This is a genomic window from Mycobacterium sp., from assembly GCF_035640695.1.
GTDB lineage: Bacteria > Actinomycetota > Actinomycetes > Mycobacteriales > Mycobacteriaceae > Mycobacterium.
This window is the reverse complement of sequence record NZ_DASQVQ010000138.1, coordinates 13,515-39,209: the sequence shown is the minus strand read 5'-3', so window position 1 is coordinate 39,209 and position 25,695 is coordinate 13,515. Positions and strand designations below refer to the sequence as shown.

At 66.4% G+C, this 25,695-nt stretch carries 24 protein-coding genes; 7 read left to right on the top strand and 17 right to left on the bottom strand.

Translation table 11 applies throughout. The features are described from left to right. On the bottom strand, positions 1-1,124 hold a 1,124-nt coding region (locus tag VE759_RS16245; protein WP_324934255.1), incomplete at its 3' end, for a glycoside hydrolase family 1 protein. A 79-nt stretch (positions 1,125-1,203) separates the two neighbouring features. After that, complete coding sequence (locus VE759_RS16240) at positions 1,204-2,529, bottom strand: glycosyltransferase (protein WP_324934253.1); 1,326 nt, start codon at positions 2,527-2,529, stop codon at positions 1,204-1,206. Positions 2,530-2,839: 310 nt separating this feature from the next. Here VE759_RS16240 and VE759_RS16235 point away from each other — a divergent pair, with 310 nt between their 5' ends. After that, positions 2,840-2,971 carry a hypothetical protein gene (locus VE759_RS16235; RefSeq protein ID WP_324934251.1) on the top strand — a complete coding sequence of 44 codons (132 nt, stop codon included), beginning with the start codon at positions 2,840-2,842 and terminating at the stop codon, positions 2,969-2,971. A 517-nt stretch (positions 2,972-3,488) separates the two neighbouring features. On the opposite strand, the gene VE759_RS16230 is transcribed toward VE759_RS16235, so the two are convergent. Genes VE759_RS16230 through VE759_RS16205 form a run of 6 tightly spaced genes read right to left on the bottom strand, consistent with a single transcriptional unit; the run spans position 3,489 to position 9,187 of the window. After that, a complete protein-coding gene (locus VE759_RS16230; protein ID WP_324934249.1) occupies positions 3,489-4,652 on the bottom strand; it encodes an acyl-CoA dehydrogenase family protein in 1,164 nt (387 codons plus the stop codon). A gap of 9 nt (positions 4,653-4,661) precedes the next feature. Next, a complete protein-coding gene (locus VE759_RS16225) occupies positions 4,662-6,458 on the bottom strand; it encodes an acyclic terpene utilization AtuA family protein (protein WP_324934247.1) in 1,797 nt (598 codons plus the stop codon). After that, positions 6,455-6,865, bottom strand: coding sequence for an acyl dehydratase (locus VE759_RS16220; protein ID WP_324934245.1), 411 nt, complete (start codon positions 6,863-6,865; stop codon positions 6,455-6,457). The genes VE759_RS16225 and VE759_RS16220 overlap by 4 nt, the downstream gene beginning before the upstream one ends. After that, positions 6,865-7,413, bottom strand: a complete 549-nt coding sequence (locus tag VE759_RS16215) for an FAS1-like dehydratase domain-containing protein (protein WP_324934243.1) — start codon at positions 7,411-7,413, stop codon at positions 6,865-6,867. Before VE759_RS16215 ends, VE759_RS16220 begins: the two co-directional genes overlap by 1 nt. Next, entirely contained in the window at positions 7,397-8,572 is a 1,176-nt protein-coding gene (locus tag VE759_RS16210) for a CoA transferase (RefSeq protein WP_324934241.1), read from the bottom strand. The genes VE759_RS16215 and VE759_RS16210 overlap by 17 nt, the downstream gene beginning before the upstream one ends. Before the next feature lie 60 nt (positions 8,573-8,632). Next, positions 8,633-9,187 carry a 2,4'-dihydroxyacetophenone dioxygenase family protein gene (locus VE759_RS16205; protein WP_324934239.1) on the bottom strand — a complete coding sequence of 185 codons (555 nt, stop codon included), beginning with the start codon at positions 9,185-9,187 and terminating at the stop codon, positions 8,633-8,635. Positions 9,188-9,394: 207 nt separating this feature from the next. Here VE759_RS16205 and VE759_RS16200 point away from each other — a divergent pair, with 207 nt between their 5' ends. From VE759_RS16200 to VE759_RS16190, 3 genes are all read left to right on the top strand, one after another. Next, positions 9,395-10,102 (top strand): IclR family transcriptional regulator, encoded by a 708-nt coding sequence (locus VE759_RS16200; RefSeq protein ID WP_324934237.1) that lies wholly within the window; start codon positions 9,395-9,397, stop codon positions 10,100-10,102. Between the two features lie 145 nt (positions 10,103-10,247). Then, entirely contained in the window at positions 10,248-12,200 is a 1,953-nt protein-coding gene (locus VE759_RS16195; protein WP_324934235.1) for a GAF domain-containing protein, read from the top strand. A 287-nt stretch (positions 12,201-12,487) separates the two neighbouring features. Then, positions 12,488-12,715 carry an acyl carrier protein gene (locus VE759_RS16190; RefSeq protein ID WP_324934233.1) on the top strand — a complete coding sequence of 76 codons (228 nt, stop codon included), beginning with the start codon at positions 12,488-12,490 and terminating at the stop codon, positions 12,713-12,715. 44 nt (positions 12,716-12,759) lie between these two features. On the opposite strand, the gene VE759_RS16185 is transcribed toward VE759_RS16190, so the two are convergent. The 4 genes from VE759_RS16185 to VE759_RS16170 are packed head-to-tail and all read right to left on the bottom strand — an operon-like array spanning position 12,760 to position 17,841. Further along, positions 12,760-14,412: an ABC transporter ATP-binding protein gene (locus VE759_RS16185; RefSeq protein WP_324934231.1), complete on the bottom strand. Its 1,653-nt coding sequence runs from the start codon at positions 14,410-14,412 to the stop codon at positions 12,760-12,762. Then, a complete protein-coding gene (locus tag VE759_RS16180) occupies positions 14,409-15,281 on the bottom strand; it encodes an ABC transporter permease (RefSeq protein ID WP_324934229.1) in 873 nt (290 codons plus the stop codon). Before VE759_RS16180 ends, VE759_RS16185 begins: the two co-directional genes overlap by 4 nt. After that, on the bottom strand, positions 15,274-16,200 hold the full coding sequence (locus tag VE759_RS16175; protein WP_324934227.1) for an ABC transporter permease: 927 nt from the start codon (positions 16,198-16,200) through the stop codon (positions 15,274-15,276). Before VE759_RS16175 ends, VE759_RS16180 begins: the two co-directional genes overlap by 8 nt. A 24-nt stretch (positions 16,201-16,224) precedes the next feature. Next, positions 16,225-17,841: an ABC transporter substrate-binding protein gene (locus VE759_RS16170; protein ID WP_324934225.1), complete on the bottom strand. Its 1,617-nt coding sequence runs from the start codon at positions 17,839-17,841 to the stop codon at positions 16,225-16,227. Between the two features lie 99 nt (positions 17,842-17,940). Here VE759_RS16170 and acs point away from each other — a divergent pair, with 99 nt between their 5' ends. Next, positions 17,941-19,908, top strand: a complete 1,968-nt coding sequence (acs, locus tag VE759_RS16165; protein ID WP_324934223.1) for an acetate--CoA ligase — start codon at positions 17,941-17,943, stop codon at positions 19,906-19,908. A 50-nt stretch (positions 19,909-19,958) separates the two neighbouring features. Here the strand turns inward: acs and VE759_RS16160 are convergent, their stop codons facing one another. Further along, positions 19,959-20,603: a S1 family peptidase gene (locus VE759_RS16160; protein ID WP_414687933.1), complete on the bottom strand. Its 645-nt coding sequence runs from the start codon at positions 20,601-20,603 to the stop codon at positions 19,959-19,961. 225 nt (positions 20,604-20,828) lie between these two features. Here VE759_RS16160 and VE759_RS16155 point away from each other — a divergent pair, with 225 nt between their 5' ends. Both VE759_RS16155 and VE759_RS16150 read left to right on the top strand, forming a co-directional pair. Continuing rightward, the gene (locus tag VE759_RS16155; protein ID WP_324934222.1) at positions 20,829-21,332 is read left to right on the top strand and encodes a phage holin family protein; all 504 of its coding nucleotides are present in this window, start codon (positions 20,829-20,831) and stop codon (positions 21,330-21,332) included. Further along, positions 21,332-22,390 (top strand): alpha/beta hydrolase, encoded by a 1,059-nt coding sequence (locus VE759_RS16150; protein ID WP_324934220.1) that lies wholly within the window; start codon positions 21,332-21,334, stop codon positions 22,388-22,390. Before VE759_RS16155 ends, VE759_RS16150 begins: the two co-directional genes overlap by 1 nt. Here the strand turns inward: VE759_RS16150 and marP are convergent. From marP to nth, 4 genes are read right to left on the bottom strand one after another with little or no spacing between them, the layout of a single operon-like run. Further along, complete coding sequence (marP, locus tag VE759_RS16145; RefSeq protein WP_324934218.1) at positions 22,383-23,573, bottom strand: acid resistance serine protease MarP; 1,191 nt, start codon at positions 23,571-23,573, stop codon at positions 22,383-22,385. The two genes, VE759_RS16150 and marP, sit on opposite strands and share 8 nt — an antisense overlap. Then, positions 23,570-24,358 (bottom strand): CoA pyrophosphatase, encoded by a 789-nt coding sequence (locus tag VE759_RS16140; RefSeq protein WP_324934216.1) that lies wholly within the window; start codon positions 24,356-24,358, stop codon positions 23,570-23,572. The genes marP and VE759_RS16140 overlap by 4 nt, the downstream gene beginning before the upstream one ends. Then, positions 24,355-24,987, bottom strand: a complete 633-nt coding sequence (locus VE759_RS16135) for a TlpA family protein disulfide reductase (RefSeq protein ID WP_324934214.1) — start codon at positions 24,985-24,987, stop codon at positions 24,355-24,357. Before VE759_RS16135 ends, VE759_RS16140 begins: the two co-directional genes overlap by 4 nt. A 24-nt stretch (positions 24,988-25,011) precedes the next feature. Beyond that, positions 25,012-25,692 (bottom strand): endonuclease III, encoded by a 681-nt coding sequence (nth, locus tag VE759_RS16130; RefSeq protein ID WP_324934212.1) that lies wholly within the window; start codon positions 25,690-25,692, stop codon positions 25,012-25,014. Between the last annotated feature and the right edge of the window lie 3 nt (positions 25,693-25,695).

Below are 25,695 nucleotides of genomic sequence, written 5' to 3'. Positions count from 1 at the left end.
TCACGGTCGATGCCTATGAGGCCGAAGGTCGGCATATACCCGTGCGCCCACTCGAAGTTGTCGAACGACGACCAGTACATGTAGCCGCGAACATCCACGCCCGCATCCATCGCCTGTTTGAGCTGGTATAGGTGTGCCGCGAGGTACCGGATCCGCTGGGAGTCGTCCGCCGTGGCGATTCCGTTTTCCGTCACGACGATCGGCAGCCCCGCCTCAGCGATGCGGCGAAGCATCCGACCGAACCCTTCCGGATACACCTCCCAGCCCATCTGTGTGGCTTCCGCGTCGGCGGCGGGCGCGGCGGTGAACCCAGGCGCCGTCGTGTCCACGCGGATGCGGGTGTAGTACTGCAGGCCGACGAAATTTCCCACGTCACCACCACGGCGCAGATCGTCGATGTGCAAGTCCACCATCGCGGTGCGCACCATCTCGGCCGCGGCGATGTCATCGGCGCTTTCAGTCCGCAACGGCTCAATGCAGGGCAGCTGAAGGCACGTGCCGATTTCTGGGCGGCCACGGCCGGAGCGCAGCGCGGCGGTGGCGGTTCGATGAGCTGCGGCCAGGGTGCTGTTGACGTGCAGGGCTTCCTCGATGTTTCGGCGCCCCGGCGGAAACCATCCGCGCCAATACCCTTGTAGCGCGACGATTTGCGGCTCGTTGATGGTGCAGGCATAGGGAATGAGATCGCCCAACGTCTCCGCAACCTTCCCCGCGTAGCGGCCGAACAAATCCAGCGCGTCGTCAGCCAACCATCCGCCCCGGGCGGCGAACCACTGAGGAAGCGTGAAGTGGTACAGCGTTGCGAATGCGGTAAGCCCGTGCCGTGCCAAGCTTTCCAGCACCCGCGCATAGTGATCCAGCGCGGCGCCGGAGAATTCACCCTCCGCCGGTTCGATCCGCGACCACTCCAGCGAGAAACGGTGCGCGTTCTGTCCGAGTGCGGCCAGCAAGGCGAAGTCCTCGTCATAGCGATGCCAGTGATCGATACCGTCTCCCGAGGATTCCACGGCCGTGCTGCCGGGCGTGTGCTCCCACTGCCACCAGTCATTGTTGGTGTTGCCGCCTTCTACCTGGTGAGCAGCGGTCGTGCTGCCCCAAAAGAAACCACCGGGGAAATCGCTCATCTACTCAGTCTGCCCGTCGGTGGGCTCGGCCAATACGTCAGGGAGTCCGACCCGGCGCGCCTTGCGGCGCCGAATGGTCCTATGAGCTCGAGGCGGTTCTCGTGCGCTTCCGCGTCGCGTGGCCGTCCGAGGGCGTCGACGCAGGCTCGCGTATCCACTCCCGCGCGATCCGCGCCGACCGGCCGAGCACCCGTTGTTCGATGAGGTCAGCGCCACGGGCGACGCCACCGGTCGCTGCGAAACCCTCCGCCACCCGTCGCGCGCCGTCTGTCATCGTCATCGCTTGTCGAACGTTGGCCGACAGCCGAGGCGGGGTCAGCTTCTTCGCCGGTAGGCGTGTGCCGCAGCGGGCGACCTCAACGCGCCTTGCGACCTCGAATTGGTCGCGCCCAAACGGCACCACGCACACCGGGACGCCGCGAGCGAGCGCCTTTTGGGTCGCGCCCATGCCGCCGTGGGTTACCGCACACACCGCCCGGTCCAATATGGGCCCGTGTGGCGCAAATTCGCGCACCGTCGCGTTCGGTGCCAGTGTGACCTCGCTGGGTAGCCCGGCGGGTAGTGTCGCGACCACATGCACCGGCTCATTCTCAAGGGCGGCCATCGCCGTTGCGACGAGCTTCGCATCAGCCTGCTGTTGCGATGACGTCGTCACCAGGACGATCGGCCGGTCGATCGCCGTGAGCCAGGCGGGAATCGTATCCATTGCGGGTTCAAACATGCACGGGCCGATCATCTGTACGGCATCGCCCCAATCTGTCTGCGGATACTCGAACGGCTTCCCGCTTGCGACTAGCATTAGCGGCGCCCGCCGCATGAACTCGTCCGCCGATGCGACCGGTGGCGCCCCGATGCTCGCGCGAATGGCGTTGCCTTGCGGCAATACCGCCGTTTCGAGTATCCCGCTCACGATGGGCCGCAGCGCGGCGTCGCGGACCCGGCCCAGCACGCCGGGCAGTGGTGCCAGACCCAGCCCGAAGGGCGGCACTCCTGGTGATTGCAGAGCCGGGATGTACGGGCAGAAACTTGCCCACGGGATGTCACGCGCGTCGGCGACCGACAGGGCGCCCCAGCAATTGACGTCGACGATCAGCGCGTCGGGGCGCGTTCGCGTGATCCCATCGGTGAAGTCAGCGACTTCGTGAACCGCGCGTCGGTAGAACACATCGACCGCTCTCTTCAGCGCAGCACGGGGATTGGAAGCTTTCCAGTCATCGTGGACGATGGCCTCGATTCGCGGATCGAGGGCATCGGCACTGAAGCCGAGTTTCTTGGCGGTGTCCACGCCGGCGGACAGAGTGCGGACATGAATCCGGTGGCCGCGGCAAGACAATTCGGACAGCAGTGCACTGAACGGAAACAGATGCCCGAGTGCCGGCGAGGTGTAGGCCAAGATGGTTGCCATCGTCCAATCTTCTTGGTGGGGTTGCAAAAGTTCGCATCCATTGTTGGGTAATAACGGTTCCATGTCGGCACCGCTGGCACCAATATGCGTTGGGTGCCAGCAGTACCCCGCAAGCCGCGACAAGTCCCACCCGAGCAGCGAACGCCAGCGAAGGCCAGCGAAGGCCAGCGAAGGCCAGCGAAAAACCTTGTAATAGAACAGGAATGCCGTCAAGTACGCCAGCGCTTCCGTTGTGCGCATCGAGGTGGGGCAAGAAGAGGGCGTCCTTCACGTACACATCAGCGACCCGCCGACGAGCAAGGAGCACTGGATGAGTGAGCCGACGATTGCCCTAACAACGTTGCAGGTTACGTCGCAGCAACCTGAGTGGTATCGCTCCAGCAAGAAGGATCAGCCGCGCCAGCATCTCCGCACCGTCGGCGAGGATCGGATACGCCACTGACTCGTCGCTGCGGGCACTGGCGTCAATGGCGCCATCCGTGCCACTCATCAGGCGGTGACGCAGCGCAAGGAGATCGATGGGGTGCGGTCCGGGGGTCATCGGTAACCTCGTCTATCGGGTTGGGCGGCGCCGCAACGCAGAAGCCGGGTAGCGATGGATCTCGGCGTGGAATTGGTGGCCGCGATTGTCAACCACCAAATAGCGATACGGGGCGAGCCGCGTGGTCAGTCCCATCGAATGCACGGTCCTGAGCGCCGTCTGCTCGTGGGTTATACCGTCCACCCGCTGACCGAGCGATGTGATTACAGTCCACATGGTTACCTCTCTGGCCTGTATGGCCGTTCCTTGAGAGGGTCCCGCGCAGAACGGTGTTCCACATCACAGCTGACCCGCATTTGTGCCCCAGGCCACCTGCAGCCTTGGCCTACCTGCCAGCAGGCAGTGCAACGAGCTGGCTGCTTGGCTGGTCCCCGAGCGCCGCCAGGCCGCCCCTGTCGAGCGGCCGGCGGTCGCTGCCTCAGTACGCGCGCGGCAGCTTCAGCGCCTGCGTGGAGATGTAATTCAGGACCATCTCCTGCGAGAACGGCGCGTTGCGGAGCAGCCGCGCCTCCCGCCACAGCCGCTCGACGTGGTACTCCTTCGCGTAGGCGTAGCCACCATGGGTGGACATCGCCCGGTCGCAGGCATCGAAGCCGGCCTCCGCGCCCAGGTACTTGGCCGCGGCGGCCTGGATGCCACAGCTCTGGTGGTCGTCGTAGAGCCTGGCCGCGTGCATCGCCATCAGCCGAGCCGACTCCAGGCGCATCCACGAGTCCGCGAGCGGGTGGGCGACCGCCTGGTTTTGGCCGATGGGCCGGTCGAACACCACGCGCTCGTTCGCATACGCCGTCGCCAGCTCCAGTGCCGCCTGCCCGATGCCGACGCCTTCCAGGCCCACGACGATGCGCTCGGAGTTCAGCCCGTCCACGAGGTATCTGAAGCCCCGCCCCACCTCACCCACGACCTCGCCGTCGCCGACCTCGAGGTTGTCGATGAAGAGCTCGTTCGAGTCGATCGCCGAACGGCCCAGCTTTTCGATCTCCCGGACCATGATCCGGTCGCGGTCCAGATCGGTGAAGAACAGCGTCATCCCGTCCAACGGCTTGTTCTCGTTTCGGGGCGACGTGCGCGCCAGCAGCAGGATTTTGTGCGCGTTCTGTGCGTTGCTGATCCAGACCTTCTGGCCATTGACGACCCAGCGACCGCCGACCTTGTCGGCCTTGGTCGTGATCCGCGAGGTGTCCACACCGGCGGTGGGCTCGGTGACGCCGAACGCCATGAGGATCTCGCCCCCGGCGAGCTTGGGCAGGAACTCCCGCTTCATCTCCTCGGAGCCGTAGCGGATAATCGGGGCCGGCGGGAACAGGTAGAAGTGCACCGCCGAGGCGCCGCTCGCGCCGCCACCCGAGGCGGCGATCTCCTGCATCATCACGCCGCTCTCCGCGATGCCGAGCCCGAGGCCGCCGTACTCCTCGGGAATGAGCGCTCCCAGCCATCCGCCCTCGGCGAACGCCTTGACGAACTCCCATGGGTACTCGCCCAACTTGTCCTTCTGGCGCCAGTACTCGTAGTCGAACTTGCGGGCCAGCTCGCGGGTGGCCTTGCGGACGACGTCGACGGTGCTTTCGTCGGGCTCGCTCATCAGTAACTCCTAGATATTCACAAACGATCGCGGCACCTTGGCACTTCGTGATCGCAGCCATTCGCCGAGTGCTTTTGCCTGCGAGTCCAGCCGCAGTGTCGAGGTGGCGCCGGTCCCAAGCAATCCTCGGATGAGGAAGTTGACCGCGCCGAGGTTGGGCAGTTCGTACCGCGAGATCACCAGTTCGCGTGTTTCGGGAAGGAGGCGTCGCAGTTCGTCGACGGTCAGGGTGGACTCGAGCCACTCCCACGCTTGCCGGTCGCGTACCCAGACACCGAGATTCGCGTCGCCGCCCTTGTCGCCGGAACGGGCATGCACAATCTCACCGAGTGTGGCCACGACCAGTTCGTCGGTCCCTGGCGCTTGGACCGATTGTGCGAGCGACGGGCCGCGCTGCTGGGTTACCTCGTGCCTTGCGCCGCGTGCATTCAAGGTTGCGATGGTCTCGGTCGTGCCGTCATGGTGGTGGACCATGTGGTCGAGCAGTGCTTGGTCGAGCAGTGCGGGCCAATAGACACCGAATTCTGCCCCTGATTGCGGAGGGCCGAGGACGTACAGCCCGGGGTAGCTGGACAGGGCCAGCTCGACCATCCGTGACGAGAAGGCGCGCCCGGCGGCCTGCTTCGTCCCTTGTACTGCGATCTTGACCAGCTCGGTTCCCGCATTCTGGCTCTCGGGATCCGGTTGTGCCTGCCCAATACGGGCGATCGCGACCGCGTCGAGCCCGTCAACGGTGTCGATGTAGCGGTGAATGGATCGCTCGACAAGGGCGGCCTTCGCGTCAAGGTCGATGCCGGTGAGTGCGAGGATCACGCTGTTTTCCCACCCGCCGACCCCTGTGATCGCGACCTTGGTCGTCGCCGGTGGCGCCGAGCCGCGCACGCCACGGATCTGGACGCGGTCGTCGCCGAGGTCTGTCAGGTTCGCGGTGTCCAGATGGGTGGTCACATCGGGGTTGAGGTAGGCCGGTTCACCGATCTCGTAGAGCAGTTGAGCTGTGACCGTGTCTTGGGTGACGGCGCCGCCCGTGCGTTTGTTCTTGGTGATCACCGATGACCCGTCGGCATCGATTTCGGCGATCGGGAACCCCGGCTCCGTAAGGTCGGCGATGGCACGAAACCCGGAAAAGTTGCCGCCAGTCGCCTGTGACCCACATTCGATGACGTGTCCGGCGGCGACCGCGCCGGCGAGCGCGTCGTAGTTATCGGGCGTCCAACTCCACCACCACGCGGCGGAACCGACGACCAACGAGGCGTCGGCGACACGGCCGGTGATCACGATGTCGGCGCCGTTGGCCAGCGCCCGCGCGATGCCGAATCCGCCCAGGTAAGCGTTGGCCGTCAGTGGCCGGTGCGGCCAGGATGACAGCGGCTCGCCTGTCGTCAGGTGCTGCAACGAATGGCCCGTTTGCTGCAGCGCGTCGAGGCGGCCGAGGAGGTCGTCGCCTTCGATATGGGAGACCCGCAGGTCGTAACCGTGGCGTGCGATCACTTCGCGGGTTTTGGCGGCCAGCCCGGCGGGGTTCAATCCTCCGGCGTTGACGACGAGCCGGATCCCGTTCGCGACGAGGTGTTCGAGCGCCGCGTCGAGGTGCTGCAGGAAGGTGGTCGCATAGCCCTTGGTGTTTTCTTTGGCGCGCGCCTTTCCGAGGATCAGCATCGTGACCTCGGCGAGGTAGTCACCGGTAAGCACGTCTATGCCGCCGGCTCGCGCCATGTCGGCCATGGCCGAAGCGCGGTCACCGTAGAAGCCGGAGCAGTTCCCCACGCGGATGGGACGCTGCCCCCACCCTGGTGCTGATGTCATGTTGTCGCTCCTGCGCTCCTGCCGACCCACACGGTCCCTTCGAAACCCACGTCACCGGAGGGCTCCTCTTCGGTCAGCTCCAGCGTGATTGTGTTGTCCTCGACCGCCGTAATCCGGGCGGTGTAGGTCAGGTCGGCCGGCGCGTAGACGGGCTTGCGCAATCGGTAGGCGAACTTCGCGACGTGCCACTGCGGTCCGAGGCCCTCGGTGACGCAACGCAAGGCGAGTGCCGCCCGGAGGTGGGAGTGCAGCGCGAGGCCGCGGTGGCCCTCCTCGCGCGCGTAGGGCTCGTCGAAGTGGATGCGGTGAGGGTTCCAGGTGACAGCGCTGTAGCGAAATAATTGAAGGGCGGTAGCCGTGTGCTTCAGCGGTGGCAGCGTGTCTCCGACTTGGAAGCTGATGGACATCACGACTCCTGCAAGGGGTTTCGAAGCACAACGGTGCGCCGGTTGCGGTTCAGGACGGTGCCCTCGGCGGCGATAAAGGTGTTGAGGGTGGTAACAAATACGCACGGGCCCGACCGAGTCCGTTTCGGGGTGACCGCCTCGAGCGTTGTCTCGAGAACCAGCTCCGTCCCCGCAGTGACGGGATTGACCAACTCCATCTCTTCACCGGCGCCCATCACACGTAGCGCGAGGTCGCCGTCACCGAGCGGCATGTCCCCGTCGTCGGGAGTTCCGTCCAGTTGCAACTGCGCCTCGGGCGTGCCGATACCCCACTCCACGATCGCGGCGAGCATGTCCGGCGGCGCGACGACATGGTCGTAGCCGGCCGACCGTGCGGCCACCGGATCGTAGTGGGTCGGGTTGGTGGCGCCGATTGTCATTGCGTAGCGTCCGATCGTCACCGCGTCCAGCGTTCCGAGGCTGCGCCGCGACAGCATGGCTCCGATCCGCGGCTGCGTCTGCGCGTAATACGTCGCCAGCGGAGTGCCGGCTTCAGGCGTGAACGACATGCTGGGTTTCCTCACCGCATAGTTCCCCGAGGACCTCCTCTGTCGACTCGCCCAGCACCGGGGCGGCCCGCAGCGGTCCCACCGGCGAATCGCTCAGTCGCAGTGGGCATCCCGGGACCGGCGCCCGTCCCCTGGTGGGGTGATCGACGTAGGTGATCATGCCGCGTTGGATCAGGTGCTCGTCCGTGTCGACCTCACGGATGGACTTGACCGGCGCACACGGCACACCGGCGGCCTGCAGGTCTCGAACCAGCTCGGCGCGTGTCCGCATTCTGGTGGCCGAAGAAACCTCGCGGTCAACCGCATCGATGTTGTCGACCCTGTCTTTCTCCGTGCGGAATCTTGGGTCGTCGATCATTTCGGGACGGCCCAGTGCGGTTGCAACGCCGTGCCAGTGCCGCTCGGCGATGCAGATGATCGCCAGCCATCCGTCGCTGGCCTCATAGATGTTGTACGGCGCTACCGCCATGCCCGAGTGCCGGTTTCCGGTGCGTTCGGGGAGCTCTCGGTCCGGATTGTTGTGCAGACCGCCGAGGCTTGACGCCATCATCGGATAGATGGTGTCGTGCATCGACACCTCGACGATCTGCCCCCGTCCCGTGCGCTCGCGCTGGAACAGGGCCGCGCTGATCGCCCCGAAGAGGTGGATGCCGCCGGAAAAGTCCACGAACGCGGCCCCGGACTTGGTGGGTGGCCCGTCGGGGTCGCCGGTGGCCGAGGCACTGCCGGACATCGCCTGCACGGTGATATCCATGGCGGACATGTGTGCATACGGACCCGAGGACCCATAGCCCTTTCCGGAGGCCACGATCAGGCGCGGGTTGTGCTCGAGAAGTCGCTCCGCGCCGAGTTGGAGCCGCTCCATGGTGCCAGGCGCGAAGTTCTCGATAAGCACATCGGCGGTCTCGACCAGGTCGAGCAGCGCCCGGCGACCGGCATCGGTCTTGAGGTCGAGCACCACGCTGCGCTTGTTGGAGTTAAGCATCACGAACTCGTGGGACTCGGTCGGCTGGTGCGACCGGAAGCGCAACTGCTCACCGCCAGGTGGCTCGATCTTGATGACGTCGGCGCCCAGCTGTGCGAGCAGGAGCCCGCAATACGGCCCGTTGTAGATCTGGCCCAGTTCGAGGACCCGCACGCCGTCAAACGCCGGTGCCATGATTTTTTACCTTTCTTATTCCGTTGCACGCCACTAGGCCCCGCCTAGCGAATGGCTACGTCAGGACTCGTTCACACCCGCGTTGCCACCGTGGATGTAGGGGACCGGTCCGGTCCCCTGCTGGGTCGACAAGGTGTCGGTTAGGTACTGGATGGAGGCCGCGTCATTGATCCCGTAGAACGCGCCGTCATCGGCGAATCCGATTTGCGCGCCGGACATCCACAGCAGAACCACGGTGTCTTCGGTGTTGTCCTCCGGGCAGTAGAACGTGTGCACCGAGCCGCCGGGCTCGTACAGGTAGGAGCCGGCGGTCTGCGGCTGGTCGGGGTACTCGGCGTACCTCCAGCAGCCTGAGAACGTATACACCTCGGCGGTGCCGGTGTGGTAGTGGATGGGCAGGGAGCACCCGGGGGCCAGGGTGGCCATCAGGACGACCTCTCCCTTTTCGGGGTCCAGACGCAGCGGCTGAATGTGGATGCCGGGGCCGAGAGTGTCCTTGAGTAGCGGAATCTGATCGATGTTGATGGTCAGAAGATCATCCTGCGGCAGCGCGGCCAGGGGCAGCGGGGCGCCACTGGCCGCGGTGGCGATCCCGGGACGGACTGGTGCAGACATGGGTCGAACCTTTCTGGTACGTATTTACGGATGTTGAGCCGGATTTCCGGATCACGTCGCCACTGTACTGTGACCGGCGCCTCCTTGCAAGTCCCTGTCCGAGTACTGTGTCTGGGGCCTCGTCGCAAGTCCCGGACCTCGTTCGTTTCGTTGGCGCTTGCTAGCGTCACCCGCATGCCTGCCCGCCCGCATCGCACGGTGGACCGAGTGACCGACATCCTCGAGGCCGTGTCCTTGAGCCCGCGCGGCGTGAGCTTGACCGAGCTGGCAACCGCGCTGCACGCAGCGAAGAGCTCCGTGCAGGAATTGACCAACGGACTTCTCGCCCGCGGCTATCTCATCGAGGACGAGCGGCGGTTCCACCTCGGACCGGGGCCGTTCATCCTCGCCGCGCGCGCGAACAAGCTGGCCGCGCTGTCACTCGATCACCAGTTCGTGGCCGAGTTGGGCAAGGTCCTCGGTTGCACCGTCCTCGTCGGGGTGCGCGTCGGGGATGCCATCGTCTTCACCGACCATTGGGGTGAGGAATCACCCAGCCTGACATTCGTCGCGCGCACCCACGCGCGTCGCCCGCTTTATACGAGTGCCGCGGGAAAGACTCTGCTTGCCAACGTCTCCGACGACGAAATGAACCGCCTCCTCGACCTCGCCGGCCCCGAGCAGGCAGCCGCGGTCCGACAATTCCTCGCCGAACTCCCCGACATCCGTGCCCGCCGGCTCGCCTTCAATCGCGGCGTCACGCTCGGAGACGCTTTTGCCGTCGCCACTCCCCTGCTGACACCCGATGGGAGCCTGATCGCGGCGGTCACTGCAGCCGTCGACGCTTCAGAGGCGGATCGTCTCGACGATATCGGCGAGGAGCTAAAGAAGGCCGTTGCCACTCTGGGCCCCCGGTACGGCATCAAACCCGGCTGAATAAGCCGGAAACTTCGCGCGCGTACGCGGCCATCGGTGTGCGGATCCTGGCGGGCTAAAGGTGGGACCGGGCGTCCTCCGACGGGCTACGCTGATCTTCCAAACCGCGGTGAAGTGGGCGGATCGTTGTGGTGAGTGTCCGGTGATGCAGCAACGCCAGCGGCTGCCTGGCTCCGATGGGATGCCGGGTCGTCGTCTCGCGGACCGCATCTCCGATGCCGGTTTGCGCCTGCGTGTCATGCGGCCGGGCTTTGTGTCGCTGCTAATGCGGCCGACGGCTCCGCCGATTTGGTTGGGCATTGCGGTCGCCGCGTCGTTAATTGTCATCGAGACCTTTGCAGTGGTCTATCTAAGACAACTTACAGGCAAACCGTTCGGCACTTTGTACATGATCGACGTTATCCTGATCTCAACGGTATGGGGATTCGGATTATCCGCGATCACGTCCGTAGTTAGCGCCATTGCCTACGCCTACTTCCGTACCTGGCCGAATGCTCATTTCGGACCGACGGAGCTCAGCTTCTGGCTGTCTATTGCCGTCTTCCTATTCGTGGCGCTGTTGGCCAATACCATCGCCGCCGTAGCGCGCACGGGCGAGCGATTCTCGGATCTGTCTTCGGACCTCTTGGCCATCGTTGGGCCGCAGCGCTTTATCCGGGTGAACCGCGCTTGCGAGCGCATACTTGGCTATTCAGAAGACGAAATGACGTCACAACCCTGGATGAACCTCGTCGCGCCCCAGGATCGGGACCGGGTGCGCTCGATATTCGGCACGCTTGCCGACAGCACCGAGCCGGTGCTACTTGAGACTCAGATGATCTGCAAGGACCGCTCGAGGCGCTGGGTCGAGTGGAACATGGTGTGGCATGGGGATCTGGCTTACGCCATCGGCCGCGATGTCACCGAGCGCCGTCGTGAACAGGACAAATTACGCGAAACACAAGCCATGCTCGAGGTCAGCCGCGACAAATCACGCGTGCTCGCGGAGCAGCAGGCGGCGCTGCGTCGGATGGCTACGCTGGTCGCCCGCTCCGTCAGTCCCTCTGCGGTGTTCGAAGCGGTGGCCCAGGAAATGGTCCACTGCTTTGATACCGACGGTGCGGGCGTATTCCGCTACGAGGCCGATGGCTCAGCCATAGTTCTCGCCTCGAGCAGTAAGCCAGGATCGCAATATCTTCCCGTGGGCGAGCACCTGATGTTCGATGGCGACAACATGCTGGCGTGGATACGGGAGACCGGCCGGGTCGCCCGGCACGACGACATAGCAGACGCACGCGGGCCCGTGATCGCCCGACTTCGGGAGATCGGCATCCGTTCCGGGGTTGGAGCCCCGATTGTCGTCGACGGCCGGGTGTGGGGTGCCGCTATCGTCGCGTCGTCGCAACGGGAGCTTTTGCCGCCCAACACAGAGGAGCGCGTCAGCGATTTCGCCGAATTGATTGCGACGGCTATCGCCAACGCCGCCACCCGCGCAGAGCTCCTCGCGTCCAGAGCGAGGATCGTGACGGCAACCGACAACGCTCGCCGCCGCATCGAACGGGACCTGCACGACGGTGCCCAACAGCGGCTAGTCTCGCTGGCGCTGCACCTTCGCATGATGCGCGAAGATGGGGTGCAGGAGGCCGGTGAGCTCAGGATGGAGCTCGACCGCGCGATAATTGAGGCATCTGACGCGCTGGAGGAGCTGCGGGAGCTTTCGCGCGGGATTCACCCGGTGATCCTGTCCGACGGCGGACTGGCGCCCGCGCTGAAGACGCTCGCTCGTCGTTCGCCCGTGCCCGTTAGCCTCGACGTCGCGATCGAGCAACGGTTGCCCGATTCCGTCGAGGTAGCTGCCTACTACGTGGTGGCCGAGGCGCTGACCAATGTCGCCAAGCATGCCGGCGCGTCAGAGGTGAGCGTGCGGGCGCAGACGCAGCACGGCGAGCTGCGCCTTTTCATCGAGGACAACGGAATCGGTGGAGCACAATGCGGCACTGGGTCCGGGCTGATCGGACTATTCGACCGCGTCGAAGCCCTCGGCGGCAACTTGAGAATCGTGAGCCCGGGGGGCATGGGGACTTCGTTGGAGGCCACTTTCCCAATTGCGATCGCGTGACGCTGGCTGTGCGGCAACAGTTTTGGCGTCGGCAGTGTTCCCAGCCCCGCAGGTGGACGTTGGTAGGAGCCCTTGCCTGCAAACCGCTGCCGTTCCGATGGCTGACAGCTGAGGTGAAACATCGTTCCATAACAACGGCTTTCGCTTCTCGGGCTGGGCACTTGTCGCGGCCGGCGAGTAGTGCTGGCCCCCATCGCAAATAGGTGCCAGCGCTGCCGACACAGAACGGCTGCTCCGGAACATTAGTAGGCATGTCAACAAGTAAGGCTGTCCCAACCCTTGAGACGGTGACACACGAGATCATCGACGCCATCCGTGCGGAGGTGGGAAATGTCGACCTCACCGCCGATTCGTCCCTGCAGAGTGGGGGCCTGGATTCGCTGAAGGTCATGTCGCTGATCTTCAAGATTGAGGACCGCTACGGCATTGTCCTGGCCGAGGAGGACGGGGACGATTTGCGGACCGTTGGTGATTTAGCAGCTGTGGTGGTGCGCCGCATCCAGGAGCGGCCGTGAGAGGCGCTCCCGCCGTCGTTCATGTGTGTGATGGGTGCAGCGCGCTAGCAGTCAGGCACCTTCGGGATCGCGTCGAGTAGCCGGCGCGTGTAATCCGCGGCAGGCCGGGTGAACACGTCGTCGGTCGCCGCGTGTTCGACGACGTGGCCCGCGCGCATCACGACCACATCGTCGGCGATCTGCCGCACCACCGCGAGGTCATGGCTGATGAACAAGTAGGTTAGCCCGAACCGTGCTTGCAGCTCCGACAGCAGCGCAAGGATCTGCGACTGCACCACCACGTCAAGCGCCGACACGGCCTCGTCGCACACCAGCATCTCCGGCTGCAGGGCCAACGCCCGGGCGATCGCGACTCTTTGGCGCTGTCCCCCGGACAGCTCGCGCGGCAACCTGCGCAGCAGCGTCGACGGCAGCGCAACCTGGTCGAGTAACTCGCGCACCATCTCATGCCGCTGCGCGCGGTCACCGATGCCATGGATGCGCAACGGCTCTTCGATCGACCGGTACACGGTCTGTATCGGATCCAAACTGCTGTACGGGTTTTGGAACACCGGCTGCACGCGGCGACGGAAGGCGAACGCCGCGCGGCGGTCCATCGCCGCGATGTCGTCGCCGTCGAATTTGACAGTCCCGCTGGTCGGCTCGAGCAGCCCGAGCACCATGCGGGCCAGCGTCGTCTTACCAGAGCCGGACTCGCCGACGATCGCGGTGGTGCTTGCCCGGCGCACCCCAAACGAGACGTCGTCGACGGCGACAAAACCGCGGTGGCGCCACGGCACCCGGTCACGGACGCGGTACATCTTGGTGAGGCCCGACACCACCAGTGCATCGAGCGGCTTGTCGACGTGTTCGGCGGCCTCGTGCGTAACACGTTCCCGGGCAGTGGCCACACCGACCCGCCGCGCCGCGAGAGCGGGCGCCGACGCGACCAGCCGGCGGGTGTAGTCATGCCTCGGCTCGGCGATGAGTTCGGCGGCCGGCCCGGATTCCACCACCGCGCCACGATGCAGCACGACGAGGTGGTCGGCGCGTTCGGCGGCCAGGGCAAGGTCGTGGGTGATCAGCAGCACCGCGGTGCCGAGCTCTGCGGTCAGCGAGTCAAGGTAGTCGAGCACCTGGCGCTGCACGGTGACGTCCAACGCGGAAGTGGGCTCGTCGGCGATCAGCAGTTGCGGACGGCCGGCGAGGCCGATCGCGATCAGTGCGCGCTGGCACATCCCGCCCGACAGCTGGTGCGGGTATTGGCGGGCGCGCATCGCCGGATCGGGCATGCCGGCATCGTCGAGCAGCTCCACGGCCCGTCGACGTGCCGCACGGCCGGCTGCGATACCGTTGGCGCGCAAGGCTTCCGCGATCTGAAAGCCGATCTTCCACACCGGGTTGAGGTTGGTGGTCGGATCCTGCGGCACCAGCCCGATCCGACGGCCCCGGATCGACTCGAACTGCCGGGAGTTTGCGTGGGTGATGTCGGCGCCGTCGAAAAACACGCCGCCACGGGTTACCCGACCACCGGGCGGCAGCAGTCCCATCACCGCGTTGGCGATCGTCGACTTGCCCGACCCCGATTCGCCGACCATTGCGACGGTCTGCCTGGGATGGACGGCCAACGCCGCGCCGCACACCGCGGGCGGGTCGGCACCGAACCTCACCTCGAGGTCCTCGATGCTGAGCAGCGCCCGCGTCATATTCGCCGTCATATCCGCCGCATCCGTGATCCCGGGTCAAGCGCATCGCGCAGCGCGTCGCCCATCATCATGAACGCCAGAACCGTGATCGCAAGCGCCCCAGCGGGATAGAACAGCACCGGCGAGCCGGACCGCAGCCTGCCTTGCGCGAGGTTGATGTCTCCGCCCCACGACACCGTCGTCGGCGGCAGGCCCACACCAAGGTATGACAGCGTGGCCTCGGTGACGATCACGATGCCGAGGAAGATCGTCGTGACAACGATGACCGGCCCGGCGGCGTTGGGCACGACGTGACGCAGCAGCGCGCCGAGCCGGCTGACCCCCAAAGCCCTTGCGGCCAGCACATAGTCGGAGTCGCGTACCGCGATGACCGCGCCCCGAGTGATTCTGGCAAGCTGCGGCCAGCCGAACACTGTCAGGATCGCGATCACGGTCCAGACGGTGTGCTGATGCCACACCTGCGACAGCACGATCGCGGCGAGCAGCAGCGGGATGCCGAAGAACACGTCGGTGGTGCGTGACACCACGGCGTCCAGCCACCCGCCGTAGAAGCCGGCGAGCGCGCCCAGCGTCGCACCGATGACGAGCACCGCCAGCGTGGTCCCGATCCCGACGGTGATCGACGCCCGCGCGCCGTACACGACACGCGCGTACACGTCGTGGCCCTGCAGGTCGGTGCCGAACCAATGGTGCGCGGACGGGCCCAGCAGGCTCTGGTTCGGATCGGCGTAGGCAGGGTCGGCCGACGTGAACAGACCGGGGAAGGCGGCCAGCAGTAGCACGAACGCAATCAGCAATCCCGACACGACGAACTGGGGGCGGCTCCGCAGCTGCCGCCACGCGTCGCGCCAAAAACCGCTTGTCACATCGGCTTCAGCCATGGCGGATCCGGGGGTCCAATGCGGCGTATAGCAAGTCCACCGCCAGGTTCGCCAGCAAGTACACCACCACGAGCACGGTCACGATCGACACCACCGTCGGCGCCTCCTGCCGGGTGACCGCCTGGTACAGCGCACCGCCGACACCGTGGATATTGAAGATTCCCTCGGTGACGATGGCCCCGGCCATCAGCGCGCCGACATCGGTGCCGAGGAAGGTGACCACGGGAATCAGCGAGTTGCGCAGGATGTGCACGGTCACGACGCGGCGACGCGACAGCCCTTTCGCCGCGGCGGTGCGCACGTAGTCCGCGCCGGCGTTCTCGGCGACCGCCGAGCGCGTCAGCCGCAACACATATGCGAAGGACACCGCGCCGAGTACGAAACCCGGCAGCAGCAGCCGGCCGAAGCTGGCGTCGTCGCCGACGGTGACCGGGGCGATGCCGAGCTTGACCCCGAACACGAACTGCGCCAGGAAGCCCAGCACGAATATCGGGATCGCGATGATCACCAGGCCGCCCACCAGCACGGTCGCATCGAACAACCCGCCCTTGCGCAGCCCGGCGATCAACCCGAAGCCGACCCCGAACACCGCCTCGATGAGCACAGCGACGATCGCCAACCGGATCGTCACCGGAAAGGCCTGAGCCAGAACGTCGGTCACCGACTGGCCGGAGAACGAGCGGCCGAAATCACCATGCAGTATGCCCCGCAGGTACTTCAGGTACTGCAGCCAGAACGGGTCATCGAGGTGATACTGGGCGCGCAACTGCGCGGCTACCCCGGGCGTCAGTGGCCGGTTCCCACCGAGCGCGGCGATCGGGTCTCCCGGGAGCAAGAACACCATCGCGTAGATCAACAGCGTCGCACCGAGAAACACCGGAATCAGGCTTATGATGCGGCGGCCGATGTACCAACCCATGTCAACTGCTGTTCGCGTGAGCGCTCATCGGCGCTGACCCTTCACGATGCTCTCGTAGCCGGGCAGGCCGTTCCAGGTGATCACCACGCCACTCACCGCCGACGAGCGCCCGGCGGCGTTAACGTAATCCCACAACGGCACGACCGGCATGTCGCGCAAGATGATTCGCTGCGCTTCATTGGTCAGCCCGTAGGCTTGCGGCAACGTCGGCGCGGCCTCGGCCCGCAGCAGCGCCGCGTCGAACTCCGGGTTCGAATAGTCGACGTCGTTGGAGCCGGCGCCGGTGACGAACAGCGGCTCAAGGAATTCCAGCAGCGACGGATAGTCGCCCTGCCAGCCGGCCCGGAACGCGGTCCGGATCGTTCGGTTGCTGATCTGAGTGCGGATCTGGGCGAACGTGGGCTGCGGGGAGCCGAATGCGTTGATGCCGAGCGTGTTCTTGATGCTGTTGGCCACGGCGTCGACCCATTCCTGGTGGCCGCCGTCGGCGTTGTAGGCGAGCGCGTAGTCGCCGCTCCACCGCGAAATCGCGTCGGCCTGCGCCCACAGCTGCTTGGCCCGTGCCGGGTCGTAGTTCAACGAGTCGTTGCCGGGGATGTTCGGGTCGAACCCGGGCAGCGAGGGGGCGGTGAAATCACGGGCCGGCTCGCGAGTGTCGGCGAAGATCTGCTTGCAGATCTGCGGGCGGTTGATCGCCGCGGACAACGCCAGCCGGCGCAACCTGCCCTCCTCGCCGCCGAAGTGCGCCAGCCGCAGCGGGGTGTCCAGGGTTTGGTTCTGCGCGGTGGGACCGGTGATCGCCCGGTCGCCGAGCTCGCGGCGGTAGGTCGGCAGAGCGCTGGACGGAATGGTGTCGAGCACATCGAGGTTGCCGGCCTGCAGGTCGGCGTATGCGGTGTCGAGGGTGGCGTAGAAATTGAACCGCAGGCCCTTGTTCTTGGGCACCCGGTTGCCGTGATAGTCGGCATTGGGTACCAGGTCGATCTTCACGTTGTGCTGCCAGGCGTCCCCGTCGGCCAGCTTGTACGGCCCGTTTCCGACCGGGTGCTGGCCAAACGCGGCCACGTCCCTGAACGCGGCGTCGGGCAGCGGGTAGAACGGCGTGAACGCGAGCCGCAGTTTGAAGTCGATGGTCGGCGCCTTGAGCTTGACCGTGAACTCGTTGTCGTTGACCACGCGCAGGCCAGACATCGTCTGTGCAGTGGGCTTTTCGGCCGCCACCGCGTCGTAGCCGTCGATCGGGCTGAAGAAGCTCTGCTGCAGCTGCGCATTGGTGGTCAGCGCACCGTAGTTCCATGCGTCGACGAAAGACCGGGCCGTCACCGCGGAGCCGTCGGTGAACTTCCATCCCGGTTTGAGCGTGATGCGGAAGTTGACGTTGTCGATGGTCTCGATGGCCTGGGCCACCTCGAGCGCCGGTGTCCCGTTCGCGTCGTAGGACATCAATCCGGCAAACAGCCGGTCGACGATGCGGCCGCCGTTGTTCTCGTTGGTGTTGGTCGGGATCAGCGGGTTCTGCGGCTCCCCGCCGTTGACGGTGACGACCTCGCTCGCGCGACCCCCGCCGCCGCACGCTGCGACCGCGCCGGCCAGCAGCACAAAGACGGCGACGACCGCGGCGGCCGCGCCTGTTCGACCCATCGGCCAGACAATAGAGCCTGCACCGCCGCATGTCCCGCCCGTCCGCGGTTGTCCCGGAAGCCGACGTCGACGCAGCCCCGGGTGACTACGCTCACGAATATGTCCGAGACGCACACCGAAGCCCCCTCGTCGTATCCGCCGCCGAAGGAGTTCGCGGCCAACGCCAACGCCACCGCGGAGCTGTACCGCGAGGCCGAGAAAGACCGGCTGGCGTTCTGGGCGAAGCAGGCCAACCGGTTGGCGTGGGAGACACCATTCGACGAGGTCCTGGATTGGTCGGATGCGCCGTTCGCGAAATGGTTCGTCGGCGGCAAGCTCAACGTGGCGTACAACTGCGTGGACCGCCACGTCGAGGCCGGCAACGGCGACCGCGTCGCGATCCACTGGGAGGGCGAGCCGGAAGGCGACAGCCGCACCATCACCTACGCCGACTTGTTGGCCGAAGTATGCCGCGCCGCCAACGCACTGACCGACCTGGGCCTGGTTGCCGGCGACCGCGTCGCGATTTACATGCCGATGGTGCCGGAGGCGATCGTGGCGATGCTGGCGTGTGCCCGGCTCGGCGTTTTGCACAGCGTCGTGTTCGCGGGCTTCTCGGCCGGAGCGTTGAGGGCCCGTATCCAGGACGCCGAGGCGAAGCTGGTGATCACCACCGACGGGCAGTATCGCCGTGGAAAGCCGGTCTCGCTGAAGGAGTCGGTCGATGAAGCGGTTTCGGCCGGCCAGGGCGCCGAGAAAAGCACCGTCGAGCATGTGCTCGTGGTCCGGCGCACCGGCATGGACGTGCCGTGGACCGACGGGCGCGACCTGTGGTGGCACGACACCGTGGAGCCGGCATCGTCTCAGCACTCGCCCGAGGCATTCGACTCCGAGCATCCGCTGTTTCTGCTCTACACGTCGGGCACCACGGGTAAGCCGAAGGGCATCATGCACACCTCCGGCGGATACCTCACGCAGGCGTCGTACACCCATCACAATGTGTTCGACATCAAGCCGGAGACCGATGTGTATTGGTGCACAGCCGACATCGGTTGGGTCACCGGGCACACCTACATCGTCTACGGCCCGCTGTCCAACGGCGCCACCCAAGTGGTCTACGAGGGCACCCCGAATTCGCCGAACGAGCATCGCCACTTCCAGGTGATCGAAAAGTACGGGGTGTCAATCTATTACACGGCACCGACGCTGATCCGGATGTTCATGAAGTGGGGCCGCGCATTCCCCGACGCGCACGATCTGTCCAGCCTGCGGCTGCTCGGCACAGTCGGCGAGCCGATCAATCCGGAAGCGTGGCGCTGGTATCGAAACGCCTTCGGCGCCAACCGAACTCCGGTCGTCGACACATGGTGGCAAACCGAGACCGGCGCGATCATGATCTGCCCACTTCCCGGCGTCACGGTGGCCAAGCCTGGCTCGGCGATGACGCCGCTACCGGGCATCTCGGCCAAGATCGTCGATGACGACGGCAACGAGCTGCAACCCGGCGCCGATGAGGCCGAGCACATGACCGGCTACCTGGTGCTGGATCAGCCCTGGCCGGCGATGCTGCGTGGCATCTGGGGGGATCCGGAGCGCTTCAAGGAAACGTATTGGTCGAAGTTCGCCGACCGGGGCTGGTATTTCGCGGGTGACGGCGCGCGGGTGGACGCCGACGGCGACATCTGGGTGCTGGGCCGCGTCGACGACGTGATGAACGTGTCCGGGCACCGGATCTCCACCGCCGAGGTGGAATCGGCCTTGGTCGGCCACTCCGGTGTGGCCGAGGCCGCGGTCGTCGGTGCCACCGACGAGACCACCGGTCAGGCGATCTGCGCGTTCGTGATCCTGGAGGCCGACGCCAAGGACCGCGGCGACGAGATGGTCGACGAGCTCCGCGAGCAGGTCGCCAAGGAGATCGGAAAGATCGCGCGCCCGCGGGAAATCCACGTGGTGCCCGAGCTGCCGAAGACCCGCAGCGGCAAGATCATGCGCCGCCTGCTGCGCGACGTGGCCGAGGGCCGCGAACTCGGTGACACGTCCACGTTGGTCGACCCAAGCGTGTTCGAGGCGATCAGCGCCGCCAAGTAGCCGCCACCGATCCACCGATTAATTTCGCCGGAATCGCCGGCCACCGGGCGCTAGCCGCCGATCGGGACGAAGCCGGAGCCCGGGCGATTCTTGGCGCGGATGTCGCCGAGCACCGCGTTGATCGATTCGGTGACCGCCGGGGTGTGCAGCGGGATGTACTTGATGACGCATGTCGGCAGGTCCTCCGTGTAGGCACCGTGGATCATGCCGACCAGCCGGTTGTCGACGGTGACCGGTGCGCCGGAGTCGCCGGGTTGTCCGCAGACCTGGTTGATAATGGTGCCGGGCTTGTCGCCCGGACCCCACGTGACGCCGCAGGAATATCCGGTGGTGCGGCCCAGTTTGCACGCGACCTGCCCGACAGTCGGGTCGGGCCCGATACCGGCGATCACGAAGCCCTTGAAGTTGTTGACCGGCGTGACCTTGGCCGGGTCGAACTGTATGACGGCGTAGTCGAGGGCGTCGTTGCCGGCCACCATCTTGCCCACCACGCCGCTGCCTTCGGCGCCCTCGGCGGCCACCAGCGCGCCGGGACCCCCGCAATGCGCCGACGTGAAACCGATCAGGTCGCCACGGTTGTCGTTGCCGATCGCGGTGAGCGTGCACAGCGTGTTGCCGTTGACGACAATCCCGGCGCCCCCGCCCAACACCACCTGGTCGGCGGCGTGGGCGACGCCGGCGGACGGGCAGAGCATCCAGATCACCGTCACGACTGCCGCAGCCGCCATCAGCGCGCGGTGCGCGGTTCTCAATGCATGCTCCTCGTCGACGGCCCCACCCGCGAAGTTGTTCGAGTCACACATCCTAACCAAGCCCCACCAGTAACTTCTGCAACATCGGCCGCGTCGGCTGGCCTCGTCCAGCCCGACGGCACATGGCAACATAAGCACTCAACGAGAGCAATCGGGGAGGAGCCGTCCGTGTCCAATGGTGATCGCAAGAATGGCGTGCCCAACACGATCACATCGATCCCGCTCGCCGATCCGCACGCGCTGCCGGCCAACCCGTCGATCGGCGATCTCGTCAAGGACGCGACAGCACAAGTGTCGACGCTGGTGCGCGCGGAGGTCGAACTGGCCCGAGCCGAGATCACCCGCGATGTCAAGCGAGGCCTGACCGGCAGCGTGTACTTCATCGCCGCCCTGGTGGTGCTGTTTTACTCGACGTTCTTTTTCTTCTTCTTCCTCGCCGAGCTGCTCGACCAATGGCTATGGCGCCCAGTAGCTTTCGCTATCGTCTTTGGAATCATGGTGGTGGTGACGGCGGTGTTCGCGCTGTTGGGATACCTCAAGGTACGCCGCATCCGCGGGCCGCGGCAGACGATCGAGGCGGTCAAGGAAACCCGCTCGGCGTTCACCTCCCACGATCAGCGGGCACCGGCCGGTAATCCCGGAGACGCGCAGACCGACCCGTCGGGCTGGTAATGCCGCCGCCCGCTCCGTCGGTGGTGCGCATCGACGGGCCGTGGCGACATCTGGAGGTGCACGCCAACGGCATCCGGTTCCACGTCGTCGAGGCGGAGGAGGCTGCGGGCCCGGCGGCCCCGCCGGACATTCCCCCGCCGGACATTCCCCCGCCGGACATTCCCCTGCCGGACATTGCCCTGCCGGACACTGCCCTGCCGAACAGTCAGGCTGCCGCGGCCACGACGCGGCCGCTGGTCATGCTGCTGCACGGGTTCGGCTCGTTCTGGTGGTCGTGGCGACACCAGCTGCGCGGACTGAGAGGCGCCCGAGTGGTGGCCGTCGACCTGCGCGGCTACGGCGGCAGCGACAAACCCCCGCGCGGCTACGACGGCTGGACGCTGGCCGGTGACACCGCCGGGCTGATCCGCGCGCTCGGCCACACGTCGGCCACGCTGGTCGGCCACGCCGACGGCGGCCTGGTGTGCTGGGCCACCTCGGTGCTGCATCCGCGGCTGATCCGCGCGATCGCGCTGGTGAGCTCACCTCACCCGATCGCACTGCGGGCCTCGGCGCTGACGCGGCGCGATCAGGGCCGCGCACTGCTGCCGTCGCTGCTGAAGTACCAGCTGCCCATCTGGCCCGAACGCTGGCTCACCCGCAACGACGCAGAGCAGCTCGAGAACCTGGTGCGCAGCCGGGCCGGCGCTAAATGGCTTGCCTCCGAAGATTTTTCCGAAACGATCGGCCACATGCGGCGGGCGATCCAGATTCCCTCCGCGGCCCACTGCGCGCTGGAGTACCAACGCTGGGCCGTCCGCAGCCAACTGCGCGGCGAGGGCGGGCGATTCATGGGGTCGATGAACCGCGAACTCGCGGTGCCGCTGTTGCATCTACGCGGCGAGGCGGACCCGTACGTCCTCTCCGATCCGGTTCGCCGCACGCTGCGCTACGCGCCGCACGGCCGTTACGTATCCGTCGGCGGCGCAGGTCATTTCAGCCACGAAGAGTCACCCGAGGTAGTCAATGAGCAGCTGACCCGCTTCCTCGGACAGGTGTACAGCCCGTCGGTCAGCTGATACACGCCCCGGTCGCGACCCCCTCCGAATTGCCGATCCGCTGCAGCTGACGTGACACCTCCTTGGTGGTCAACACGAAGCCGGTGTCGACGTCGTCCACCGCAGCGCCGAACACGACGCCAAGTACCTTGCCGTTCAGGTCGATCAGCGGGCCGCCCGAATTTCCTTGCCGCACCGTGCCTCTGATCGTGTACACCTCGCGGGTCACGGTCTTGGTGTGGTAGATGTCGGGACCGTTGAGTTCAATGGTCTCCCGGATCCTTGCCGGGGTGGCCACGAATGTCCCGCCGCCGGGATAGCCGAGCACGACCGCGTCGGTGCCGGTGCGGGCCGACCCGTCGGCGAACACCAGCGGTGGAGACCGGAGGTCCGGCACGTCGAGGATCGAGATGTCGGCGTCCGGGTCATAGGACACCACGGTCGCGCTGTACTCCTCGCCGTCGGAGGTTGCCACTGTGACGCTGTTGGCGCCGGCGACCACGTGCGCGTTGGACATCACCCGGTTCGGCGCGACCACAAAACCAGTACCCTCCAACACTTTCTGACAGCTGGGCGCCACGCCGCGGATCTTGACCACGCTGCGCTGCGCGGTTTTCACGACGGGGTCGGTTGCCAGCGCAGCGTCCGGCGGGTTGACTGCGATGATCGGCGTGCGGTGGAACGGCTGCAGCACATCGGGCAGCCCGGACGTGTCGAGCAACGCCGACAGCCGCTGCGGCACTGACTTCAGCCACGTCGGCGCGACCTCATCGACCTGGGCCAGCACCTTCGAACCACGCACTGCCGCAGCCAGATTAGGCTGATCGGACGACGTCAGCGGGGTGGCCAGCATCCAGGCGGCCACCAGCACCGCGACCAGCTGCAAACCAACGCCGATGATCGAGTCGAAGAAGCGCAGGGTGGGATTGCGAATCGCGCCGCGCACCGCGCGCCCGAGCACTACGCCGGCCACCTCGCCTACGACCACCAGGCCGAGAATCAGAAAGAGCGCGGCGAATAGCTTGGTGCGCGGACCGCTGATTTGGCTGACGATGTGCGGCGCCAGCAGCACGCCGGCAACCGCCCCGAGGATCACACCGGCGAACGACATCAGGGAGCCGAGCGCGCCGGAACGCCAGCCGGAGACCGCGGCGATGAACGCAACCGCGAGCACGGCGAGGTCGAGCCACTGTGACGAGTTCATTCTTGGGCCTCACCGTAGCTGGCCGCGCCGCCATTCGGGTCCCCGACAAGCGCCATCGCCTCGTCGACTTCGCGCACATCGTCGGTGTCCCAGGGCCGCGCCCACCCCGCGACGTCGAGCATCGCCGAGATGACGTGGCCGGTGAACCCCCACACCAGCATGTGGTTGAGCAGGAAGGCCGGGCCGGCGAAGCGGCGGCCCCGCGCGGTGCGGTACACCATCAACCGGTTCTCCGGGTTGATGAACGCGCGCACCGGCACCCGCGCGACCATCGCGGTCTCGGCGTCGTCGATGACGGCGACGGGTCCGGGGTCGGGCGAATAGGCCAGCACGGGCACGACGTGGAACCCGGACGGCGGGATGAACATCCGCTCCAGCGTCACCAGCGGACGCAGCCGCGTCGCGTCGATCCCGGTCTCCTCGCGGGCCTCCCGCAGTGCGGTGTCGACCGGGCCGGCGTCACCGGGATCCGTGGCGCCACCGGGAAACGCCGCCTGGCCGGCGTGGTGGCGCAGCGTGGACGCCCGCACGGTCAGCAGCAGATCGGCGTCGTCGGGCACCGTGTCGGACGCCGGGGGCGACCCCGGCCCGGAGAACAACACCAGCACCGCGGCATCGCGCTTCGCACCGGTCAACGCCGCCTTTGCGTTGGCTGCCGTCACCATCGCCAGTACGTCTGCGGGCACGCGCTTGCGGTACATCCGCGGCACGTGTCCGACGTTGTCGACCAGCGGTTTCAGCCATGGCGGGGCGGCGTCGGGGTCCAACGCGCTGTCCGGGCTCACTGCGGCACACCTATCGTCTGATCGACCGCAGCGGCTATCTCGTCGGCGCTGGCGAACGCGCGCGGCAGAATTGCGGCAACGCTACCGTCCTTGCGCAGCGCAACCGTGGCGGGCATCACGTTCGGCACTCGCAGCGCCGCGGCGATCCCGCGGCCGCCGTCCTGCACGGCGGGCAACCGCACGCCGAGATCGGCCAGCAGGGCCAGACCCGCCGCCTCGTCGTCGTCCTGATGCACGGTCACCACAGTCACTGCGGGCCCGACCCGCCGCTGATACTGAGCCATCGCGGGCAGTTCCGTCCGGCACGGCTGACACCAGTACGCCCATAGGTTCACCAGCGCCGCCCGGCCGCCCATCATGCGGCCGGCGTCGACGTTCGACCCGTCGGCCATGCATTGCACGGTGATTGCGCGCAACACGTCGGGGCCGGCCGCCGTGCCGGACGGACACGGCGGCAGCTCGGCCCGGCGGCGCAGATCGGCCAGCTGCTGGGGATTCTCGACCGACCGGGTCGCGGGCGGCTGCGGCGCCCGAGCCGGCGAATGCTGGCGCAGCTCGGCGGCCAACGCGACGATGAGGCCCGCCACCACGACGAGCACCGCGATGGTCCACCGAGTTGACCTGCTCATCTGAAACGCGGTGCCGGTAACCGCCTAGAGTCCCGCCAGCGCCAGCAGGTGCTCGGTTTCGGGGCCCTTGACCAGTGGCGCGGCCAGCAGCGGCTCGGTTGGGCCGAGGCCGAACGACGGGCAGTCCTTGGCCAGCACGCAAACCCCGCAGGCGGGCCTGCGGGCGTGGCAGACGCGTCGGCCGTGGAAGATGACGCGGTGGCTGAGGTCCGTCCACTCGCTGCGCTCGATCAGCTCGCCGACGGCCTTCTCGACCTTGATCGGGTCCTCTTCGGCGGTCCACCGCCAGCGCCGCACCAGGCGGCCGAAATGAGTGTCTACCGTGATACCGGGCACTCCGAAGGCGTTGCCGAGGATCACGTTGGCGGTCTTGCGGCCGACGCCGGGAAGCGTGACCAGCTCCTCCATCGTCGACGGCACCTCGGCGTCGAAGCGCTCCACCAGCTCCTGACCCAACCGGATCAGGGCCGACGCCTTGTTGCGGTAGAAGCCGGTCGGCCGGATCAGCTCCTCCAATTCGGCACGGTCGGCCTCGGCGTAATCCTTTGCGGTGCGATAGCGGGCGAACAGCGCCGGTGTGGTCAGGTTCACCCTCTTGTCCGTACTTTGCGCGGAAAGGATCGTCGCGACCGTCAACTCGAGCGGCGTAGTGAAATCCAGCTCGCAGTAAACATGCGGAAAGGCTTGCACCAGAGCACGATTCATCCG